At 67.2% G+C, this 15,911-nt stretch carries 20 protein-coding genes and 1 pseudogene; 10 read left to right on the forward strand and 11 right to left on the reverse strand.

Annotated features, from left to right (window positions below; genetic code table 11):
* Positions 1-32: 32 nt before the first annotated feature.
* Positions 33-716: a hypothetical protein gene (locus BDI24065_RS36995; RefSeq protein ID WP_175035334.1), complete on the reverse strand. Its 684-nt coding sequence runs from the start codon at positions 714-716 to the stop codon at positions 33-35.
* 13 nt (positions 717-729) lie between these two features.
* The gene (locus BDI24065_RS37000; protein WP_254609936.1) at positions 730-1,437 is read right to left on the reverse strand and encodes a 5-formyltetrahydrofolate cyclo-ligase; all 708 of its coding nucleotides are present in this window, start codon (positions 1,435-1,437) and stop codon (positions 730-732) included.
* Positions 1,438-1,594: 157 nt separating this feature from the next.
* On the opposite strand from BDI24065_RS37000, the gene BDI24065_RS37005 reads away from it, so the two are divergent.
* From BDI24065_RS37005 to BDI24065_RS37030, 7 genes are all read left to right on the forward strand, one after another.
* Entirely contained in the window at positions 1,595-2,521 is a 927-nt protein-coding gene (locus BDI24065_RS37005) for a LysR family transcriptional regulator (protein ID WP_175035335.1), read from the forward strand.
* A gap of 117 nt (positions 2,522-2,638) precedes the next feature.
* Positions 2,639-2,803 (forward strand): hypothetical protein, encoded by a 165-nt coding sequence (locus BDI24065_RS37010; RefSeq protein WP_175035336.1) that lies wholly within the window; start codon positions 2,639-2,641, stop codon positions 2,801-2,803.
* On the forward strand, positions 2,800-4,056 hold the full coding sequence (locus tag BDI24065_RS37015) for an MFS transporter (protein WP_175035337.1): 1,257 nt from the start codon (positions 2,800-2,802) through the stop codon (positions 4,054-4,056). The genes BDI24065_RS37010 and BDI24065_RS37015 overlap by 4 nt, the downstream gene beginning before the upstream one ends.
* A 244-nt stretch (positions 4,057-4,300) precedes the next feature.
* Positions 4,301-5,401 carry an NAD(P)H-dependent flavin oxidoreductase gene (locus tag BDI24065_RS37020; RefSeq protein ID WP_175035338.1) on the forward strand — a complete coding sequence of 367 codons (1,101 nt, stop codon included), beginning with the start codon at positions 4,301-4,303 and terminating at the stop codon, positions 5,399-5,401.
* 194 nt (positions 5,402-5,595) lie between these two features.
* Positions 5,596-5,967, forward strand: a complete 372-nt coding sequence (locus BDI24065_RS37025; protein ID WP_175035339.1) for a GFA family protein — start codon at positions 5,596-5,598, stop codon at positions 5,965-5,967.
* Positions 5,964-6,092, forward strand: a complete 129-nt coding sequence (locus BDI24065_RS41435; protein WP_302479486.1) for a hypothetical protein — start codon at positions 5,964-5,966, stop codon at positions 6,090-6,092. Before BDI24065_RS37025 ends, BDI24065_RS41435 begins: the two co-directional genes overlap by 4 nt.
* Before the next feature lie 102 nt (positions 6,093-6,194).
* Positions 6,195-6,650 (forward strand): MarR family winged helix-turn-helix transcriptional regulator, encoded by a 456-nt coding sequence (locus BDI24065_RS37030; RefSeq protein ID WP_175035340.1) that lies wholly within the window; start codon positions 6,195-6,197, stop codon positions 6,648-6,650.
* 48 nt (positions 6,651-6,698) lie between these two features.
* Here the strand turns inward: BDI24065_RS37030 and BDI24065_RS37035 are convergent, their stop codons facing one another.
* The 3 genes from BDI24065_RS37035 to BDI24065_RS37045 form a co-directional block, all read right to left on the reverse strand.
* Positions 6,699-7,415: a GNAT family N-acetyltransferase gene (locus BDI24065_RS37035; RefSeq protein ID WP_175035341.1), complete on the reverse strand. Its 717-nt coding sequence runs from the start codon at positions 7,413-7,415 to the stop codon at positions 6,699-6,701.
* Positions 7,416-7,490: 75 nt separating this feature from the next.
* The gene (locus BDI24065_RS37040; protein WP_175035342.1) at positions 7,491-8,876 is read right to left on the reverse strand and encodes an ATP-binding protein; all 1,386 of its coding nucleotides are present in this window, start codon (positions 8,874-8,876) and stop codon (positions 7,491-7,493) included.
* Entirely contained in the window at positions 8,873-9,538 is a 666-nt protein-coding gene (locus BDI24065_RS37045; protein WP_175035343.1) for a response regulator transcription factor, read from the reverse strand. The genes BDI24065_RS37040 and BDI24065_RS37045 overlap by 4 nt, the downstream gene beginning before the upstream one ends.
* Positions 9,539-9,822: 284 nt before the next feature.
* Between BDI24065_RS37045 and BDI24065_RS37050 the strand changes: the two genes are divergently transcribed.
* Together BDI24065_RS37050 and BDI24065_RS37055 are read left to right on the forward strand one after the other, a co-directional pair.
* A complete protein-coding gene (locus tag BDI24065_RS37050) occupies positions 9,823-10,350 on the forward strand; it encodes a DedA family protein (RefSeq protein WP_175035344.1) in 528 nt (175 codons plus the stop codon).
* 43 nt (positions 10,351-10,393) lie between these two features.
* A pseudogene (locus BDI24065_RS37055) lies at positions 10,394-11,002 on the forward strand (class I SAM-dependent methyltransferase); the annotation flags it as partial.
* A 383-nt stretch (positions 11,003-11,385) separates the two neighbouring features.
* Here the strand turns inward: BDI24065_RS37055 and BDI24065_RS37060 are convergent.
* From BDI24065_RS37060 to BDI24065_RS37080, 5 genes are all read right to left on the reverse strand, one after another.
* Positions 11,386-11,715: a DUF4148 domain-containing protein gene (locus BDI24065_RS37060; RefSeq protein ID WP_175035346.1), complete on the reverse strand. Its 330-nt coding sequence runs from the start codon at positions 11,713-11,715 to the stop codon at positions 11,386-11,388.
* A gap of 74 nt (positions 11,716-11,789) precedes the next feature.
* Positions 11,790-12,119: a DUF4148 domain-containing protein gene (locus BDI24065_RS37065; RefSeq protein ID WP_175035347.1), complete on the reverse strand. Its 330-nt coding sequence runs from the start codon at positions 12,117-12,119 to the stop codon at positions 11,790-11,792.
* Between the two features lie 61 nt (positions 12,120-12,180).
* Positions 12,181-12,507: a DUF4148 domain-containing protein gene (locus BDI24065_RS37070; RefSeq protein WP_175035353.1), complete on the reverse strand. Its 327-nt coding sequence runs from the start codon at positions 12,505-12,507 to the stop codon at positions 12,181-12,183.
* 71 nt (positions 12,508-12,578) lie between these two features.
* On the reverse strand, positions 12,579-12,998 hold the full coding sequence (locus BDI24065_RS37075) for an organic hydroperoxide resistance protein (RefSeq protein WP_011352035.1): 420 nt from the start codon (positions 12,996-12,998) through the stop codon (positions 12,579-12,581).
* A gap of 265 nt (positions 12,999-13,263) precedes the next feature.
* On the reverse strand, positions 13,264-13,728 hold the full coding sequence (locus BDI24065_RS37080; protein ID WP_175035348.1) for a RidA family protein: 465 nt from the start codon (positions 13,726-13,728) through the stop codon (positions 13,264-13,266).
* A gap of 213 nt (positions 13,729-13,941) precedes the next feature.
* On the opposite strand from BDI24065_RS37080, the gene BDI24065_RS37085 reads away from it, so the two are divergent.
* Positions 13,942-14,907: a LysR family transcriptional regulator gene (locus BDI24065_RS37085; RefSeq protein ID WP_175035349.1), complete on the forward strand. Its 966-nt coding sequence runs from the start codon at positions 13,942-13,944 to the stop codon at positions 14,905-14,907.
* Between the two features lie 31 nt (positions 14,908-14,938).
* Here the strand turns inward: BDI24065_RS37085 and BDI24065_RS37090 are convergent, their stop codons facing one another.
* Positions 14,939-15,646 carry an SDR family NAD(P)-dependent oxidoreductase gene (locus tag BDI24065_RS37090; RefSeq protein WP_175035350.1) on the reverse strand — a complete coding sequence of 236 codons (708 nt, stop codon included), beginning with the start codon at positions 15,644-15,646 and terminating at the stop codon, positions 14,939-14,941.
* Between the last annotated feature and the right edge of the window lie 265 nt (positions 15,647-15,911).

The following is a 15,911-nucleotide window of genomic DNA, read 5'->3' on the forward strand; positions in this document are numbered from 1 at the left end:
GGCCGCAATTCATCGCGGCCTGCCGGCTCGCTTCATTTCAGCGACGGATTCTGCTGCGTCGCGCAAGCGCGCAGCGCGGTGACGAGATCGGTCTTGCCGAGCTTCTCGAACCGGTCGGCCATCTCCATCTGTGCGACCGGATCGCCTTCGCGCGCCGCACGCCAGCGCAGCGACGCGATCATCCCGCTCATGCCCTCGCCGGGCGTTTCGCCGTCGTAGCCCGACATCGCCTGCAGGACATCCGCGAGCTTGTTGTAGCCGGCCGGCACGTGATGAACGAGCAGCCATGCAATTGCCGGCTGCGCGCCTTCCCAATCCTCGTCGTCGAGCGAACTGCTCGCCAGGCGCGCGGCCGCACGCCACGAACCGAGCGATGCGGCCTTCGCGTACGCCTTGTCGGCGTCGGGGCCGCGCGGCGACGGCGCCGCGTCGAACGCGGCCTGCGCTTCGGCCGACGGCGGCGGTAATGCGAGCTTCGTGCATTGGAACGCACCTGCATCGGGTGCATTGCCGGGCAGGTCGGCCCAGCGCACTTGATCCTTCAGTGCGCGATCGAGCGTGGGCCGCACGTCGCTTTCCTTCATCGACGCGAACACCCAGTCGGTACGCACACGGCGTGCGGCGTCCCAGTCGCTTTCGGCGACGGCGTGTTGCGCGAAGGCCAGACAGGTGGCAACGCAACCGATCCGGAACAGGTTTCGGGCAGGGAATGTCATCGCCGATTCCGCCTTAACTCGCCACGATGATGAAGGTGGTGAGCGCGATCGGGAACAGCGCGAGGCCGAGCAGGCCCAACGCGCCATCGGCCGCCATCGCGATCGGCGACAACGCCAGCTTGGCGCCGCGGCCGACAGCCGTCAGCTTGTCCGTCACCGTGACCTCGTACGGACGATTGAACGCCTGCGGGACCGACGAAGGCGTGACGCCGTTCGGCAAATAGCGCTTGCCGCTGATCTTGCCTTCCGACTCCAGGTAGGCACCGTCCTTCTTGAAACCGTCCGCGAGCGCACGCTCGCGCACGTCGGAGCCGGGCGGCGCATCCGAGTAGTCCAGCCTCATCGTGTATTGACCGGTGATCGCGTCGCCGTGCGCCTCGAAATCGTTGAACGCCGTGTGAATCTTGGGGCGATAGGGCGCGTTGAGCACAGTCGCAAGGCTCGGCGGCATCTCGAAGATGTAGTGATACTTCTTGCCGAGCACGACGAGTTGCTTGCCGTCCGCGGTAATCAGGAAGGTCGACAAGGTTTCGTCGTATTTCGAATCCTCCATCCACGCCTTGGTGACGGGGCCGAAATTGGAGCAGCCGGCGAGCATGCCGGACGCCGCCACGGCGGGCAGCGCGAGAAACGTTCTTCTTTTCATGTGTGCTGGTTGGATTTGTTCGTTATTCAGCGGAACCGCTTGAATGTCGGGCGCTGCGTTCGATGAACGCGGCACCCTGACGGCCGATCATGCGGTTTCTTCGCCTGCGCATTGTAGGGCCAAAACGGCAAGCGCAGTACCCCCCGGGCAAAGCCCCGCGCCCGCGTGCGGTAGACTGCACGCTCGCTTGCCCACCGCCCACTACACGACCGCTCGCGCCCGCTGACACGCCATGGATCGAATCGATGCGATGAAGGTGTTCGTCGCCACGCTGGACGAGGGCAGCCTCGCGGGCGCGGGCCGGAAGCTCGGCCGGTCGCCGGCGGCGGTCAGCCGCGCGATCGCGTTCCTTGAAGAACACACGGGCACCGCGCTGCTGTACCGCACGACCCGGACGATCCGGCTCAGCGAGGCCGGCGAGCGCTACGCGGCCGCGTGCCGTCGCATCCTGTCCGATCTCGAGGAAGCCGACATGCTGGTCGCCGACGAACGCTCGGCGCCGCGCGGCCTGCTGACGGTCACCGCGCCGGTCGCCGCGGGCGAGGACGTACTGCGCGCGCTGCTCGACGAATTCATCGAACGCCATCCTGCCGTGTCGATCCGCCTGCAGTTGCTCGACCGTCCCGTCAGCCTGATCGACGAAGGCATGGACGTCGCGCTGCGGATCGCGCACCTGACCGATTCGACGCTGGTCGCGATTCCGGTCGGCGCGGTGCGGCGAGTCGTCGTGGCGTCGCCCGATTACCTCGCGAAGCACCCGGCGATCGAGACACCGGCCGATCTCGCGCAGCACCGGATCATCTCGATGACGCACTTCGGCCTCGACTCGTGGAGCTTTCCGCCGTCGGCACCGTCGGCGCTGCCGCAGGTCGTCCAGTTCGCGCCGCGCTTCATCGTCAATACGATCCGCGGTGCGGTTGCGTCGGCCGTCGCCGGGCACGGCGTCACGCGACTCTTTTCGTATCACGTGGCCGAACCGGTGCGGGACGGCGCGCTGCGGATCGTACTGAGCGACAGCGAACACGCGCCGCTGCCCATCCATCTCGTCACGCCTTACGGACGCCTTGCGGTGCCGAAGGTGCGCGCGTTCGTCGATTTCGCGGCGCCGCGCCTGCGCGAGCACTTTGCGCGGCTGGCAGCCATTACCGACGACGATTGAACCGGGATGCGGAAGAATGGCTTTCGCACGACGGGGATTCACTCGATAATCGGCTCAATCTAGACTTCCTTCAACCAACGGACGCGCATCGCGACCGTTCAGCGAATGGAGGTCAACATGCATCAAGCGCTTCCCGACCAGCGTCGCGCCCGTGCGCTCGGACTGACGCACCGCGCGGTGTCGGGCATCGGCGTCGCCCGTTTCACCTCCGTGCCGTTGCCGGCGATCTTCGCCACACAGCGGTTTCCCGCATCGCCGACCGCGACGGCGAGGGCGCAATGAGCACGATCTCGCATGTACCCACGCCAGCACTGGTCGAGCGGCCCGTCGCCAGCTACGCCGAACGCAACACGCGCTACTGGCGGCGCAATCTCGCCGTGTGCGTGTTCGGGTCGTTCACGACGCTCGTCAGCCTGAGCATGCTGCTGCCGTTCCTGCCGCTATACGTGCGGCAACTCGGCGTCGATGCGCAGTCGGCCGTGATCCAGTGGTCGGGCATCGCGTTCGGCGCGACGTTCCTCGGCACGGCCGTCACCGCGCCGCTGTGGGGCCGCCTCGCGGACCGCTTCGGCCGCAAGCCGATGCTCGTGCGCGCGGCGATCGGCATGGCGATCGTGATGTCGCTGATCGGCGTCGCGCACAACGTGGTCGAACTCGTCGCGCTGCGGCTGCTCGCGGGGCTCGTCGGCGGCTATGCGTCCGCGTCGACCGTGATGGTCGGCACGCAGGCGCCGCGCGAACGCGCGGGCTGGGCGCTGGGCATCCTGTCGACCGGCGCGCTCGCGGGCAACCTCGTCGGGCCGCTCGTCGGCGGGCTGCTGCCGGGCTGGGTCGGCATTCGCGGCACATTCTTCGCCGGTGGCGCGATGATCGCCGTCGCCGCGCTGCTGACGATCTTCGTCGTGAAGGAAGATTTCCACGCAGGCACCGATGCCCGGACGCGCACCGCGAGCGCCGCGGCCGGCACGCCGCACCGCACGAATCGCGCGGCGGTCGCCGCACTGCTGGTGACGGCGATGATGGTGCTGCTCGCGAACATGTCGATCGAACCGATCATCACCGTCTATATCGGCGGGCTCGGCGTGGACGGCGGCCACCTCGCGCGTGTCGCCGGCGTCGTGATGGCATGTTCGGCACTCGGCAGCATGCTGACCGCCGCAAGGCTCGGCGCGCTGGCCGACCGGATCGGCAGCTGGAACGTGATCATCGGCTGCCTGCTGCTGACCGCGCTCGCGATGGTGCCGCAGGCGTTCGTCACGCACTGGTGGCAGCTTGGCGCGCTGCGTGTGCTGATGGGCATGACGCTCGCGGGGTTGCTGCCGTCGATCGGCAAGCTCGTGCGGCAATCGGTCGACGAGCGCGCGACCGGGCAGATGCTCGGCTACCTGCAATCCGCGCAGTTCAGCGGGCAGGTGGTCGGGCCGATAATCGGCGGACAGATCGGTGTCGCGCTGGGGCTGCATTCGGTGTTCTTCGTGACGGGTGCGCTGCTGGCGGCCTGCGCGGGGCTCGCGCATTGGGCGCGCGGCCGATAGCGGCTGGCTGGCGTAGGATGGGCGCAGTAGCGGGTGTCGCACCGGGAAGCGGCAATGACATACACCGTCGCCTCAGTTGAAGACACCGCACCGCACGATTGCACATCGCTTTCGACAGGGCTGTTAAGTGACCGGTCGCGCGCAACGCACGACCAACACGCACCGCCGCGAACCCGACCCACGCGCTTCGGCCCGCATTCGCGCCGACGCATTTCGATGACGGATCTTGCAGGAGGCAAGCGACATGAATCAATCGACCGACAACCGGACACTGTTGCGCACGCTCGGCATGCGCGCCCCGATCGTCCAGGCGCCGATGGCCGGCGTCAGCACGCCGGCGCTGGCGGCCGCCGTGTCGAATGCGGGCGGGCTCGGCTCGCTCGGCGTGGGTGCGACGAACGCCGACGGCGCCCGCAAGATGATCCGCGACACGCGCGCGCTCACCGACCGGCCGTTCAACATCAACGTGTTCTGTCACCAGCCGGCGCACGCCGACGCGGCCATTGAACGGGCGTGGCTCGAATGGCTTGCGCCGGCGTTCCGCGAATATGGCGCGACGCCGCCCGCATCGCTGTCGGAGATCTATACGAGCTTCATCGCCGACGACGCGATGCAGGCGCTGCTCGTCGAAGAAACGCCGGCCGTCGTCAGCTTCCATTTCGGGCTGCCGTCCGCGGACGTGATCGCCGCGCTGAAGCGCGCGGGCATCACGCTGTTCGCGGCCGCGACGAACCTCGACGAGGCACGCCAGATCGCCGCCGCCGGCATCGACGCGATCGTCGCGCAGGGCATCGAAGCGGGCGGGCACCGCGGCGTGTTCGATTCGACTTCGCATGACGATCGCCTCGGCACGTTCGCGCTCACGCGCCTGATCGTGCGCGAATGCGCGCTGCCGGTGATCGCCGCCGGCGGCATCATGGACGGCGACGGCATCGCCGCCGCGCTCGCGCTCGGCGCGCAGGCCGCCCAGCTCGGCACCGCGTTCGTCGCATGCCCGGAGACGTCGATCGACGACGGTTATCGCCGTGCGCTGCTTGGCGACGCGGCCCGCCGCACGACGTTCACGGCCGCGATCTCCGGCCGGATCGCGCGCGGCATCGCGAACCGGCTGACCGCGCTCGGTGACGACCCGCACGCGCCGGCCACGCCCGCGTACCCGATCGCATACGACGCCGGCAAGGCGCTGCATGCGGCCGCGAAGGCGAAGGGTGAATTCGGCTACGGCGCGCAGTGGGCCGGGCAGGCGGCGCCGCTCGTGCGGTCGCTGCCGGCTGCCGAGCTGTTCGCCACGCTCGAACGCGAGACGCGGGCCGCGATCGAACGGATGCAGCACGTGCTGGATTGATCGGAAGATCCGCGGGCGGAGGGCTGCAGGCACGCGTCGGCGATCGGTGAACGCCCCCCGATTGCCGCACGCAATCATCGCGCCCGCCGTCGATTTGCAATGCTCTGTATCTGCACGAAGCGCGGATACATCGCGATACAACGCAGCTTCGAGCGTCCGCTATAAAGCAGGCATGACCTCTTCTGGAGTCCATCATGTCTGCAACCTGGTTCAAAGGGTCCTGCCATTGCGGGGCCGTCAAATTCGAAGTCAGAACGGCCGTCACGCCGGCGACTCGCTGCAACTGCAGCCTGTGCCGCCGGCGCGGCGCGCTGATGAGCCCGATGTTCGCCGCAAGCGAACTGAAGATCGTCGAAGGCGAGGACGCGCTGACGTGCTACCAGTTCAACACACGCACGGCCCGTCACTATTTCTGCAGCCATTGCGGCATCTATCCGTTCCATCAGACACGCAGGGACCCCACATGCTGGCGCGTCAATCTCGGCTGTCTCGACGGCGTCGATCCGTACGCGCTCGATGCGACGGTCGCCGACGGCGCAAGCCTCTCGGTCGTGGAGGACGCATGAAACGCTGGCTGATGATCCTGCTGTTTGCCGCAGGCGGGCTCGCGACCGAAATCGCGCATCCGGTGCAATGCTCGCTGCTGTCGTCCAGCCGCGCGCAGACCGGCAAGCGCCGCAGGGCGGACTGACGGCGCGCCGGTGTATCGAGACCGATTATCATGCTTCCGATAAGATCGCACGCGATATATAATGCGTCCATCTGCGGCCGTTCGCGTCGCTGGAGGAAGTCCATGAAACCGACCGAAGCCCCATCCGCCGCCGCGCCGAAGCTGTCCGAGTTCCTGTGCTTTGCGATCTACTCGACGAATCTCGCATTCGGCAAGGCGTACAAGCCGATCCTCGAGGAACTCGGCCTCACGTATACGCAATACATCACGATCATTGCGCTATGGGAGCAGGACAACCAGACGGTCGGCCAGCTCGGCGAGAAGCTGTTCCTCGAATCCAATACGCTGACGCCGATCCTGAAGAAGCTCGAGGCGATGGGCTACCTGGAGCGGCACCGCGATCCGTCTGACGAGCGCCAGGTGCTCGTCAGCCTGACGAAGAGTGGCCGCCGGGTGCGCGAGCAGGGGCTCGACATGAATCTGGTCGAAGCCACCGGGTTGAAGCCGGACGAATTCGCGAAGATGCAGAAGGCGATCGTCACGCTGCGCGGCAACCTGATCCGCTCGACCGACGAATAGACACCCGAACAACCAGCGGCCGGCACGACCATCGCGCCGGCCGCGTCGTCATGCGTGCCCGTCACCCAGCACCAGCAGGTGCATCTCGCGGCGGACGACAAAACCGAGTGCGAGATAGCGCTCGATCGCCACCTGGTTCGACGTGAGGACGTGCAGGAAAGGCGTATCCGCACGTGCACCGATCTCCGCAATCAACGACCGCATCAGACGGGCCGCCAGCCCTTGCCGCCGAAACGCGGCATCCACGCAGACGGCGCTGATCTCGGTATACCCGTCGACCTGCATCCGCTCGCCGGCCATCGCGACCAGCCTGCCTTCGCTGCGGATGCCGATGTAATGGCCGAGCTCGAACGTGCGCGGGCCGAACGGACCGGGCTGCGCGGCCGTAGTCAGCGCGAGCATCTCCGGCACGTCGGCTTCGGCGAGCGTGACATATCCGGATTCGGGTGCCGGGTCGAGCGTCCCTTGCCAGACCATCTGCAACAGGCCGGCGCGCCGGATCGCCGACAATCCCGCGGGCAGCTCGATCTCGTCCGGCGTGACCAGCGCCGCCGGCCCGTGAGCGGCGATCAGGGTACGCAATGCGTCGAACGACGCCGCGCTCGTGTCCTCGAGCGCGGCAAACGGCGCGATGGCCACCGGAAACCGCCACGCACGATCGTTGCCGAGCGCAAAGCGGCGTTGCCTGCCCGTCAGCGCGTTCCAGACCACACGGTCGAGCGGGTGGGCACTGCCTGTCGCATTTCCGGTCGTTGCATCGGACATCGGCTGCTCCTCGATTGAAGGTGTCGGTGGCACAGCATAGACCGGGATCGGCCGGGCAGGGCGCGGCGCAGCACGCTAACGCTGCCAGCGCTCCGGATCCACCCAGATCGGGAACGACAGGATCACCGCCAGCCCGTTTCCATCGATACCGGCCGCCACTTCGACCGACCCGCCGTGCGACTCGGCAATCCGCGCCACCAGCGACAGGCCGATGCCGCTACCCGGCTGCACCGTCCCCGGTACGCGGTAAAAGCGCTCGAAGATCCGCCCGCGCTCGCCGACCGGAACACCCGGCCCGTCGTCCGCGATCCGCAGCCTGACCCGCGTGCCGTCCGCGTCGGCCGTGACGTCGCACGTAATCTCGACCCGCCCGCCGTCACGGCCGTAACGCAGCGCGTTGTCGATCAGGTTGCGCACCGCAATGGCGATCTCGTCCAGGTCGCCCCAGACGCGCACCGGTTCGACCGCGATCCGCATCGTCTGTCGGCGTGCATGTGCGGCCGAGTCGAAGTCGCTCGCGATCAATGCAACGAGCCGCGACAGTTCGACCGGCCCATGCTGGTCGGCACGCGATCCGGCATCGAGCCGCGCCAGTTCGAGCAATTGCCCGGATAGCCGTGCGCTGCGCTCGACGCCCGTTGCGAGCCGACGCAGTGCTTCGTTCTTGTCCGCCAGACTGTCCGCCTGCAACGCGACCTCCGCCTGGGCCGACAACGCCGCGAGCGGCGTGCGCAACTCGTGCGCCGCATCGCCGATGAAACGACGCTCGGTGTCGACGGCCTGACTCAGCCGCGCGAGCAGGCGATTGAACGATTCGACGAGCGGGCGGAGTTCGCGCGGCAGCGTCACCAGCGGCAACGGCGAGAAATCGAACGCGGCCTTGCGCTGGATCGCCTGCTGGATGTCGCGCACCGGCCCGAACGACCAGCGGATCACCCACCAGATCACGACGCCCAGCATCCCGAGCATCACCGCCGTATTGAACAGGCCGAGTTGCAGCGCATTGTTCGCCTTCTCCTGCCAGGTCGTGGCCGGCCCGCCTGTCTGAACGTGAATCCGGCCCGCCGGATCCGACAGCGAGTACACCCGCCAGGTCTCGTCGTGCGCGACGCCTCGCCCGGTGCTCACGCCGTATCCGTCCCGCAGGTCGGCCTTGAGCGCCGGCCCGGGCGCATCCGCGCTGTGCATCACGTTGCGGCCATCGACCCAGACCTGGAACGCGACGTCGTATTTGCCATACGCCGCTTTCGGCACGACCGCCTGGGCGTTCGCCGCGGGCAGGCGATCGATCGCATCCGGCAACGACAAGAGCAGCAGTTGCGCGGCACTTTCGAGCATGCTGTCGCGCCAGCCGCGCTGTTCACGCCACAGGCCGATGCCGAGAAACGCCCCCCAGCTCGCCCAGAACACGACGACCGCCGCCATCACGGTCGCGAGCAGGCGCACGCGTAACGACTTCATGCCGGGCTCTCCCCGACGCGATAGCCGAAGCCGTGCACCGTCACGATCAGTTCGTCGCCGAGCTTGCGACGCAGTTGATGGATGTACACCGCGATCGTGTTGCTTTCGATTTCGCTGTCGTTGCCGTACACGCGCTCTTCGAGCTGCGTTCGCGTGACGACGCGGCCTTGCCGCTCCATCAGTGCGAGCAGCGTGCGGTACTCGTGAATGCTGAGCGCAACGGGTTCGCCGGCGCGCGTGACTTCCTTGCGCGCCGGATCGACGTGCACGTCGCGGTAGATCAGGCGTTCCGACACGCGGCCCTGGCTGCGGCGCGTCAGCGCGCGCAGCCGTGCGTAGAGCTCGTCGAGCTGGAACGGCTTCACGAGATAGTCGTCGGCGCCCGCGTCGAGGCCACGGATCCGGTCGCTCAGCTGATCGCGCGCGGTCACGATCAATACCGGCGTCGGGTCGTAGTTCGCGCGCATCGCGGCGAGCAGCGTGAAGCCGGACGCGCCCGGCAATTGCAGGTCGAGCAGCACCGCGTCGTAGTCGTGGCCGACGAGCGCGAGCCGTGCGGCCGGCACGTCGGCCGACCAGTCCGCACGCCAGCCGTTCTGCCTGAGGCCCGCGCAAACTGCGTCGGCCAGCATGGCATCGTCTTCTACCAACAGGATATGCATCGGTTTCGCTCCTCGAATGTCGAGGTCGCCAGCCTGACCGACCGCGATTAAAAACTTCTTAAAGACCGGGGGCCACGATGCGGGCCATTCGCCGCATTGCCGGTGCAATGCATCTGGCGTTTTCTCGAGAGGCTCGCGATGACCGTGTCACGTCCTTCAATTCCGTTGCTGCAATGCAATGCGGCACGAGGCTCCACTTTCGCGCCGTCCCGGTGCAGGCGATTCTGGCATGGAAGGCCGCGCGCGTTGTGCACGTTGCGCGCCAGCCGCGCGGGGGCGGTGCGATGAACCAGCTCGCCACGCTCGTCCCGTTCGGCCTCGCGCTCAGCCTGGCCGGCGCCAACAGCATCGCCTGCCTCGTCGGCCTGTCGCTGATCGAACGGCTGATCCCCGTGCTGCCGTCCCACGTGCTCCTCGCGATGATCGGCGTCGCCAGCGCGCAAGGCGCGTGGACGCTACCGGAAGCGATCGTCGTCACGGCGCTCGGCAGCTTCGCGGGCTGCCTGCTGCATTACGCGCTCGGCAACCTGTGGCCGGAAGACAGCGTGCTGGCGCTGCTGCGGCGCATCGCGCCGTTGGGCAGGCTGCAGCCCGCAAGAATGGACGCGCTGATCGACGGCATTCGCGCGCGGCCCACGCGGCTCGCACTCTGGTCGCAACTGGTGCCGTTCGTCCGGCTCGTCGCACCGGCGCTCGCCGGTTTGCTGGAAACGAGTTTCGCGCGATTCGCGTCCGGCGCCGCGGCCGGCATCGCGCTATGGAACACGCTGTTCATCACGGCGGGCTACCTGGCCGCGCAAGCGGCCGCCTAGCCCGACATGCCGTTGACCGATCGATCCCGACTGGAGCCCGTCGATGCGAATCCCCGAATGGATGCTGTTCCTGCGTACCTGGTTGCGCAATCCGCGCCGCGTGGGCGCGCTCGCGCCGTCCGGCCCGGCGCTCGCCGCGCTGATCACCGCCGATATCCCGCGCGACGGCGCCACCGTGATCGAGCTCGGGGCGGGCACCGGCGTGTTCACGCGGGCACTGCTCGCGCGCGGCGTCGCGAGCGACCGGCTGGTGCTGGTCGAAGCCGATCCCGCTTTCGCGAACACGCTGCGGCATCAGTTTCCCGCGCTGCGGATCATGCAGATGGATGCGGCGCAACTCGGGATGACGGGCGACTTCTTCGGCGGGGCGCGTGCCGATGCGATCGTGAGCGGATTGCCGCTCGTCGCGATGCCGGTCGAACAGGCCGTCGCGATCGTTCACTGCGCGTTCGCGCGCCACCTGGCTGCCGATGGTGCGTTCTACCAGTTCACGTATGTGCCGCGCTGCCCGATCCCGGCGTGCTACCTGGAGGCCATGCGCATTCGCGCCGTCCGGGTGGGTGTCGCGTGGATGAACTTCCCGCCCGCCATCGTGTATCGCTTCGAACGCCGGATCGACGTGGTCGGGCGTCAGCGGCCCGGTGCGCGGCCGCTGCTCGATTCGGTTGCGCAAGCAACCACTTTGCACGGCCTCGATATCACCCGATTTCCCCATGCGCCATCACTCAACTCGAGCGTCGCCGGGCCATCGACGGATGGACGTCCATCATCGTGAACGCGCTCGGGCCTGGGGTGCTGTTCGGTCTGCAACGGTTGCGGTCTCTTCTTCCACACTTGCTGGTCGCTAGAATCGGCAGCCACATCGGCGCCGCGCGCTATCGAATTCCGAGCCGATGCAAGCACGTGGCGCATGTCGACCGGCTACGCTGATTTTCCCGGAAGACCGACGAGGAGCGCGCCGTGCTCGCGCGCTCCCGTTTCTCACACGTCGTCCCGCGCTGCCCGCATGTGCGCGACGACTCCGGCGCGTCATGCTCAATGGCCAAAGTAGATCGACCGCTCGGCCGTGCGAACCGCGCTGCGGCTGCCCGACTGCGTCGCACCGCCCGCGTCGCTGCCGTAACCGGACGCTTGCGACTCCACCACAACCGCATCGGTGTCGTGCACCCGGCGCAGCGCCGCCTGGAGATTGTCCGGATAGTTCGGGTCGTTGGGCCGGTTCGGCAGGTAGCCGGCCTTCTGCAATGCGGCCAGTTCCGCACGCACTTGCGCACGCGTCACGGTGCTTTCGCCGGCAAACGCCGGCGCAGCAACGGCGGCCGACACGGCAACGAGCAGGGCGGCGATCAGTTGGGTCTTCATCATTCACCTCGACAAGAAAATGGGGATTCGGGCGTTGCGCACCGTGCGCCGACAACCGGCGCCGTTCGCGGTTTCGTTCAATGACCGAAGTAGATCGAGCGTTCGGCGATCCGCGTCGCGGGCCGGCTGCCCGACTGCGTCGCGGCGACGGCATCGCGGCCGTAGCCGGACGTCGCCACATCGGCCACTGCGGTGTCGTTCGCGTGAATGCGCGCCAGCGCGGCCTGCAGGTCGTCCGGATAGTGCGGATCGTTCGCGCGGCCCGGCCGATAGCCGGCCTGTCCGAGCTGGACGAGCTCGGCACGCACCTGCGCGCGGGACACGACGGCCTCATCGGCGAATGCCGGTGCGGCAGCGGATGCGGAAATGGCCACGAGAAGGGCGGCGATCAATTGGGTTTTCATCATTTACCTCGACAGAACTGGGATAGAAAGGAATCAGGGTTCGCGTATCGGCGGCGCATCGCGCTCAATGACCGAAATACACCGAGCGGTCGGCCACGCTGACCGCATGTCGGCGGCCCGATTGCGTTGCCGCATCGCCGTTGCTGCCGTAGCCGGACGCCTGCTCGTTGCCGGCAACCGCATCGGCGGCATGGATCTGCGTGAGTGCCGCCTGGAGATCATCCGGATAGGTTGCGTCGGTCGCACGATTCAGCGGGTAGCCGGCTTGTTGCAACTGCGCGAGCTCGGCGCGCACCTGCGCACGCGTCACGGTGGATTCGCTGGAGAACGCCGGTGCGGCAACCGAGGCCGAAACAGCGACGAGAAGGGCGGCGATCAGTCGGGTATTCATCATTCACCTCGAAAAGAAAGAAAGGAAATCGGGCATTCGGCAAGGCGGCGTCAGGCCGCCCGATGCATCGGTCAAGCGATACGGATGTCGACGTCGATGTTGCCGCGCGTCGCCTTCGAATACGGGCAGGTCTGGTGCGCGGCATCGACGATGCGCTGCGCGACGTCGCGATCGAGCCCCGGCACGCTCACGTTCAGCCGGGCCTGCAGGAAGTACGCGTTGCCGGCGGTGCCGAGATCCACTTCGGCGTCGACCGCGAGATCGGCCGGCAGCGTCACCTTCGCGGCACGCGCCGCAAGCTGCATCGCGCCGATGAAGCAGGCCGACCAGCCGGCCGCGAACAGTTGCTCCGGGTTGGTGCCGGTGCCGGCGCTGCCCGGCGACGACAACTGGATGTCGAGGCGGCCATCGGAACTGCGCGCCGCGCCGTCGCGGCCGCCCGAAGTCGTATGCGTCTTGCCCGTGTACAGCACTTTTTCGATCTTGCTCATCATTTGCTCCGTCAGTTGACTGGTTTGTTTCAGATGCGATTCGATCGCATGCGATGGAGTTTCGCCGAGACGACTACCCACGTCAAGCGCATTCGATTAGATCGCATGCGATATTTTGTATTTCAATGTATCTGGAACGTGTCCGGCGTTGCCGGACAAGGCTTTGCGGCGATCGATCCCTGATATTCGACACGCAGCGAATCCGGGCAGGGCGGGCGAGAGCGCCCGCGGAAATGGCTGGCCGCCCCGTGGGGCGACCGACACCTCACGCCGGGTCGATCTCGGCGATCACGACGAGGATCACGGCCGCGTCGGCCGGCAACTGGCGCTGGGAGAACGCCGAACGCGCGTGGCCCGCCTTGCCGCCCAGCACGGCGGCGAACAGGTCCGACGCGCCGTCGATCACGGCCGGCTGCCCGAAAAAGCCGTCGGCCGAACTCACGTGCCCCTCGACGCGCACGATCTTGCGCAGCCGCTCGAACCCGCCCAAGTGCCGGCGGATCTGCGCGAGCACGTTCAGCGCCGCGAGCCGGGCCGCATGCTTGCCTTCGTCGACGCTCAACTGCTCGCCGACGCGGCCGGTATAGGCGATCTTGCCGTCGACGAGCGGCAGTTGTCCGGACACGAACAACAGGTTGCCGGCTTCGCTGACGGCCGTATAGCTGCCGAGCGGGTTCGGCGGTTCGGGTAATGCGAGGCCGAGGTCGGCCAGCTTCTGTTCGACGGTCATGTCGTGCTCCTTGCGAGAAAGGGGTTCAGGCGATCGGTGCTGCCTGTCAGTCAATGTAGTCATGCGGCCGAAGCCGGTAAATGTCAGCCGCGCAATTGATTCACGACGCGGTGTAACGAATCTCGCCATGTGCGCCCGCTGGTTTCCCGTGCGAGATTCATGCACACTCGGCGTCATCGCGCGGCACGCGCTGGAGACCGCAGGAATCGCCCCATGCAACGACAATTCGACGATCTGCTGCTCGGCAGCATCGAGCTGTTCTGTCTCGCCGCCGAACTCGGCAGCTTCACGCTGGCGGCCAACGCGGCGAGCGTGACGCCGGCCGCGGTCAGCCGGTCGGTCGCGCGGCTCGAGGAGCGTCTCGGCGTGCGGCTGTTCGTGCGCACGACACGCCAGATCCGCCTGACCGATTCCGGCCGCCGCTATTTCGAGCAATGCCGCGATGCGCTGTCGCAACTCGTCGACGCGGAGCGCGAGGCGACCGGCCAGCAGGCGACGCCCGCCGGCGTGCTGCGGATCAGCATGCCGACGCCATACGGGCACTATCGCGTGCTGCCGCTGCTGCCGGCGTTTCGCGAGCGGTATCCCGACGTGCGCGTCGAAACCCACCTGAGCAACCGCAACATCGACTTCGCGGAGGAAGGCTACGATCTCGCGATCCGCGGCAGCGCGCCGGCCGATTCAAACCTGGTCGCACGCAAGCTGGAGGACGCCGAACTCGTGATCGTCGCGACGCCCGGCTACCTGAAGCGAGCAGGCATGCCGAGCGCCATCGACGACCTGCATGCGCACGAATGCATCCAGTTCGAGCTGCCGAGCAGCGGGCGGCCGATTCCGTGGCTGTTCAACGATGGATCGGAGGGAATCGATGTCGCCACGACCGGCAGCTACAGTACGTCGGGGGACTACATTGCCGGTGTGACGCTCGCGCGCAGCGGTGCGGGCCTGTTCCAGACCTATCGCTTCATCGTCGATCAGGATCTGCGCGCCGGCACGCTCGTGGAAGTGCTGCCCGGCCTGGGCGGCCGGTCGCGGCCGTTCATGCTCTTGTATCCGCATGCGCGCTTTCTGTCGTCGCGCGTGCGCGTGTTCGTCGATTTTCTCGTCGAGCATCTGGCACACGCGCCCGCCAGGCCGGTGGCCGCGACACGCGCCAAACGGGCCGGCGCATCGCGATAGGCGCGCCGGCTCGCGGTTTCAACGCTGCGCGTCAATGCCCGGCGCTCTGGCCGCCGTCGACATGCAGGATCTCGCCCGTGACGAACGGTGCCGAATCCAGGTACAGGATCGCGTCGACGATGTCGCTCATCTCGCCCATGCGGCCGACCGGATGCAGCGACGCGAGCGTCGCATGCGATTCGGGCGCATGCATCGGCGACTTGATGATGCCGGGCGACACCGCATTCACGCGAATGCCGGCCTTTGCATACTCGATCGCGAGCGACTTCGTCGCCGCATTCAATCCGCCTTTCGTCAGCGACGCGAGCACCGACGGCACGTTGCTGTTCGCGTGATCGATCAGGCTCGTCGTGATGCTGACCACGTGGCCGCTGCCGTTTTTCTGCATCGCGGCGATCGCATGCTGCGTGACATGGAAGAAGCCGCTCAGGTTGACGCTCGTGATCTGCGCATAGTCTGCCGCGGTGTACTGCGTGAACGGCTTCGCGATGAACACGCCGGCGTTGTTGACGAGCGTGTCGACGCGGCCGAAGCGTTCGATGGCGGCGTCGACCACGCGTCGTGCGACGGCCGCGTCGCCGATGTCGCCCGCGACGGTGACGAGATCGGGATCGTTCGACGGCCCGATCGAGCGTGACGTTGCGACGACGCGATGGCCGCGGGCCCGGAATGCGTTGACCGTTTCAGCGCCGATGCCTTGCGATGCGCCGGTGACGATGATGACTTTGGATGCGCTCATGATTTGCCTCGATAGGTGAATGGTTCTCGGCGTCAGTGCCGACCGGATCGTTGAATCCGATGAGCCAACTGTAGGCGCGCCGGTCGCGATCTCGAATACCCACCGTGGAGCAACAGTCTTGCGTCGCGGGAACAAATGCGGGGAGGGTGGTGAACTGCGGTCAGGATGTGGGTGCGTGGCGTGGACGGCCTAACAGGCTGTTGAATTTGGGAACGGTGTAAACGGGCTTTGCGAGCGGTGCGTTAGAGATATCGTGTTCATGACC

Source organism: Burkholderia lata, assembly GCF_902499025.1.
Taxonomy (GTDB): Bacteria; Pseudomonadota; Gammaproteobacteria; order Burkholderiales; family Burkholderiaceae; genus Burkholderia; species Burkholderia lata_C.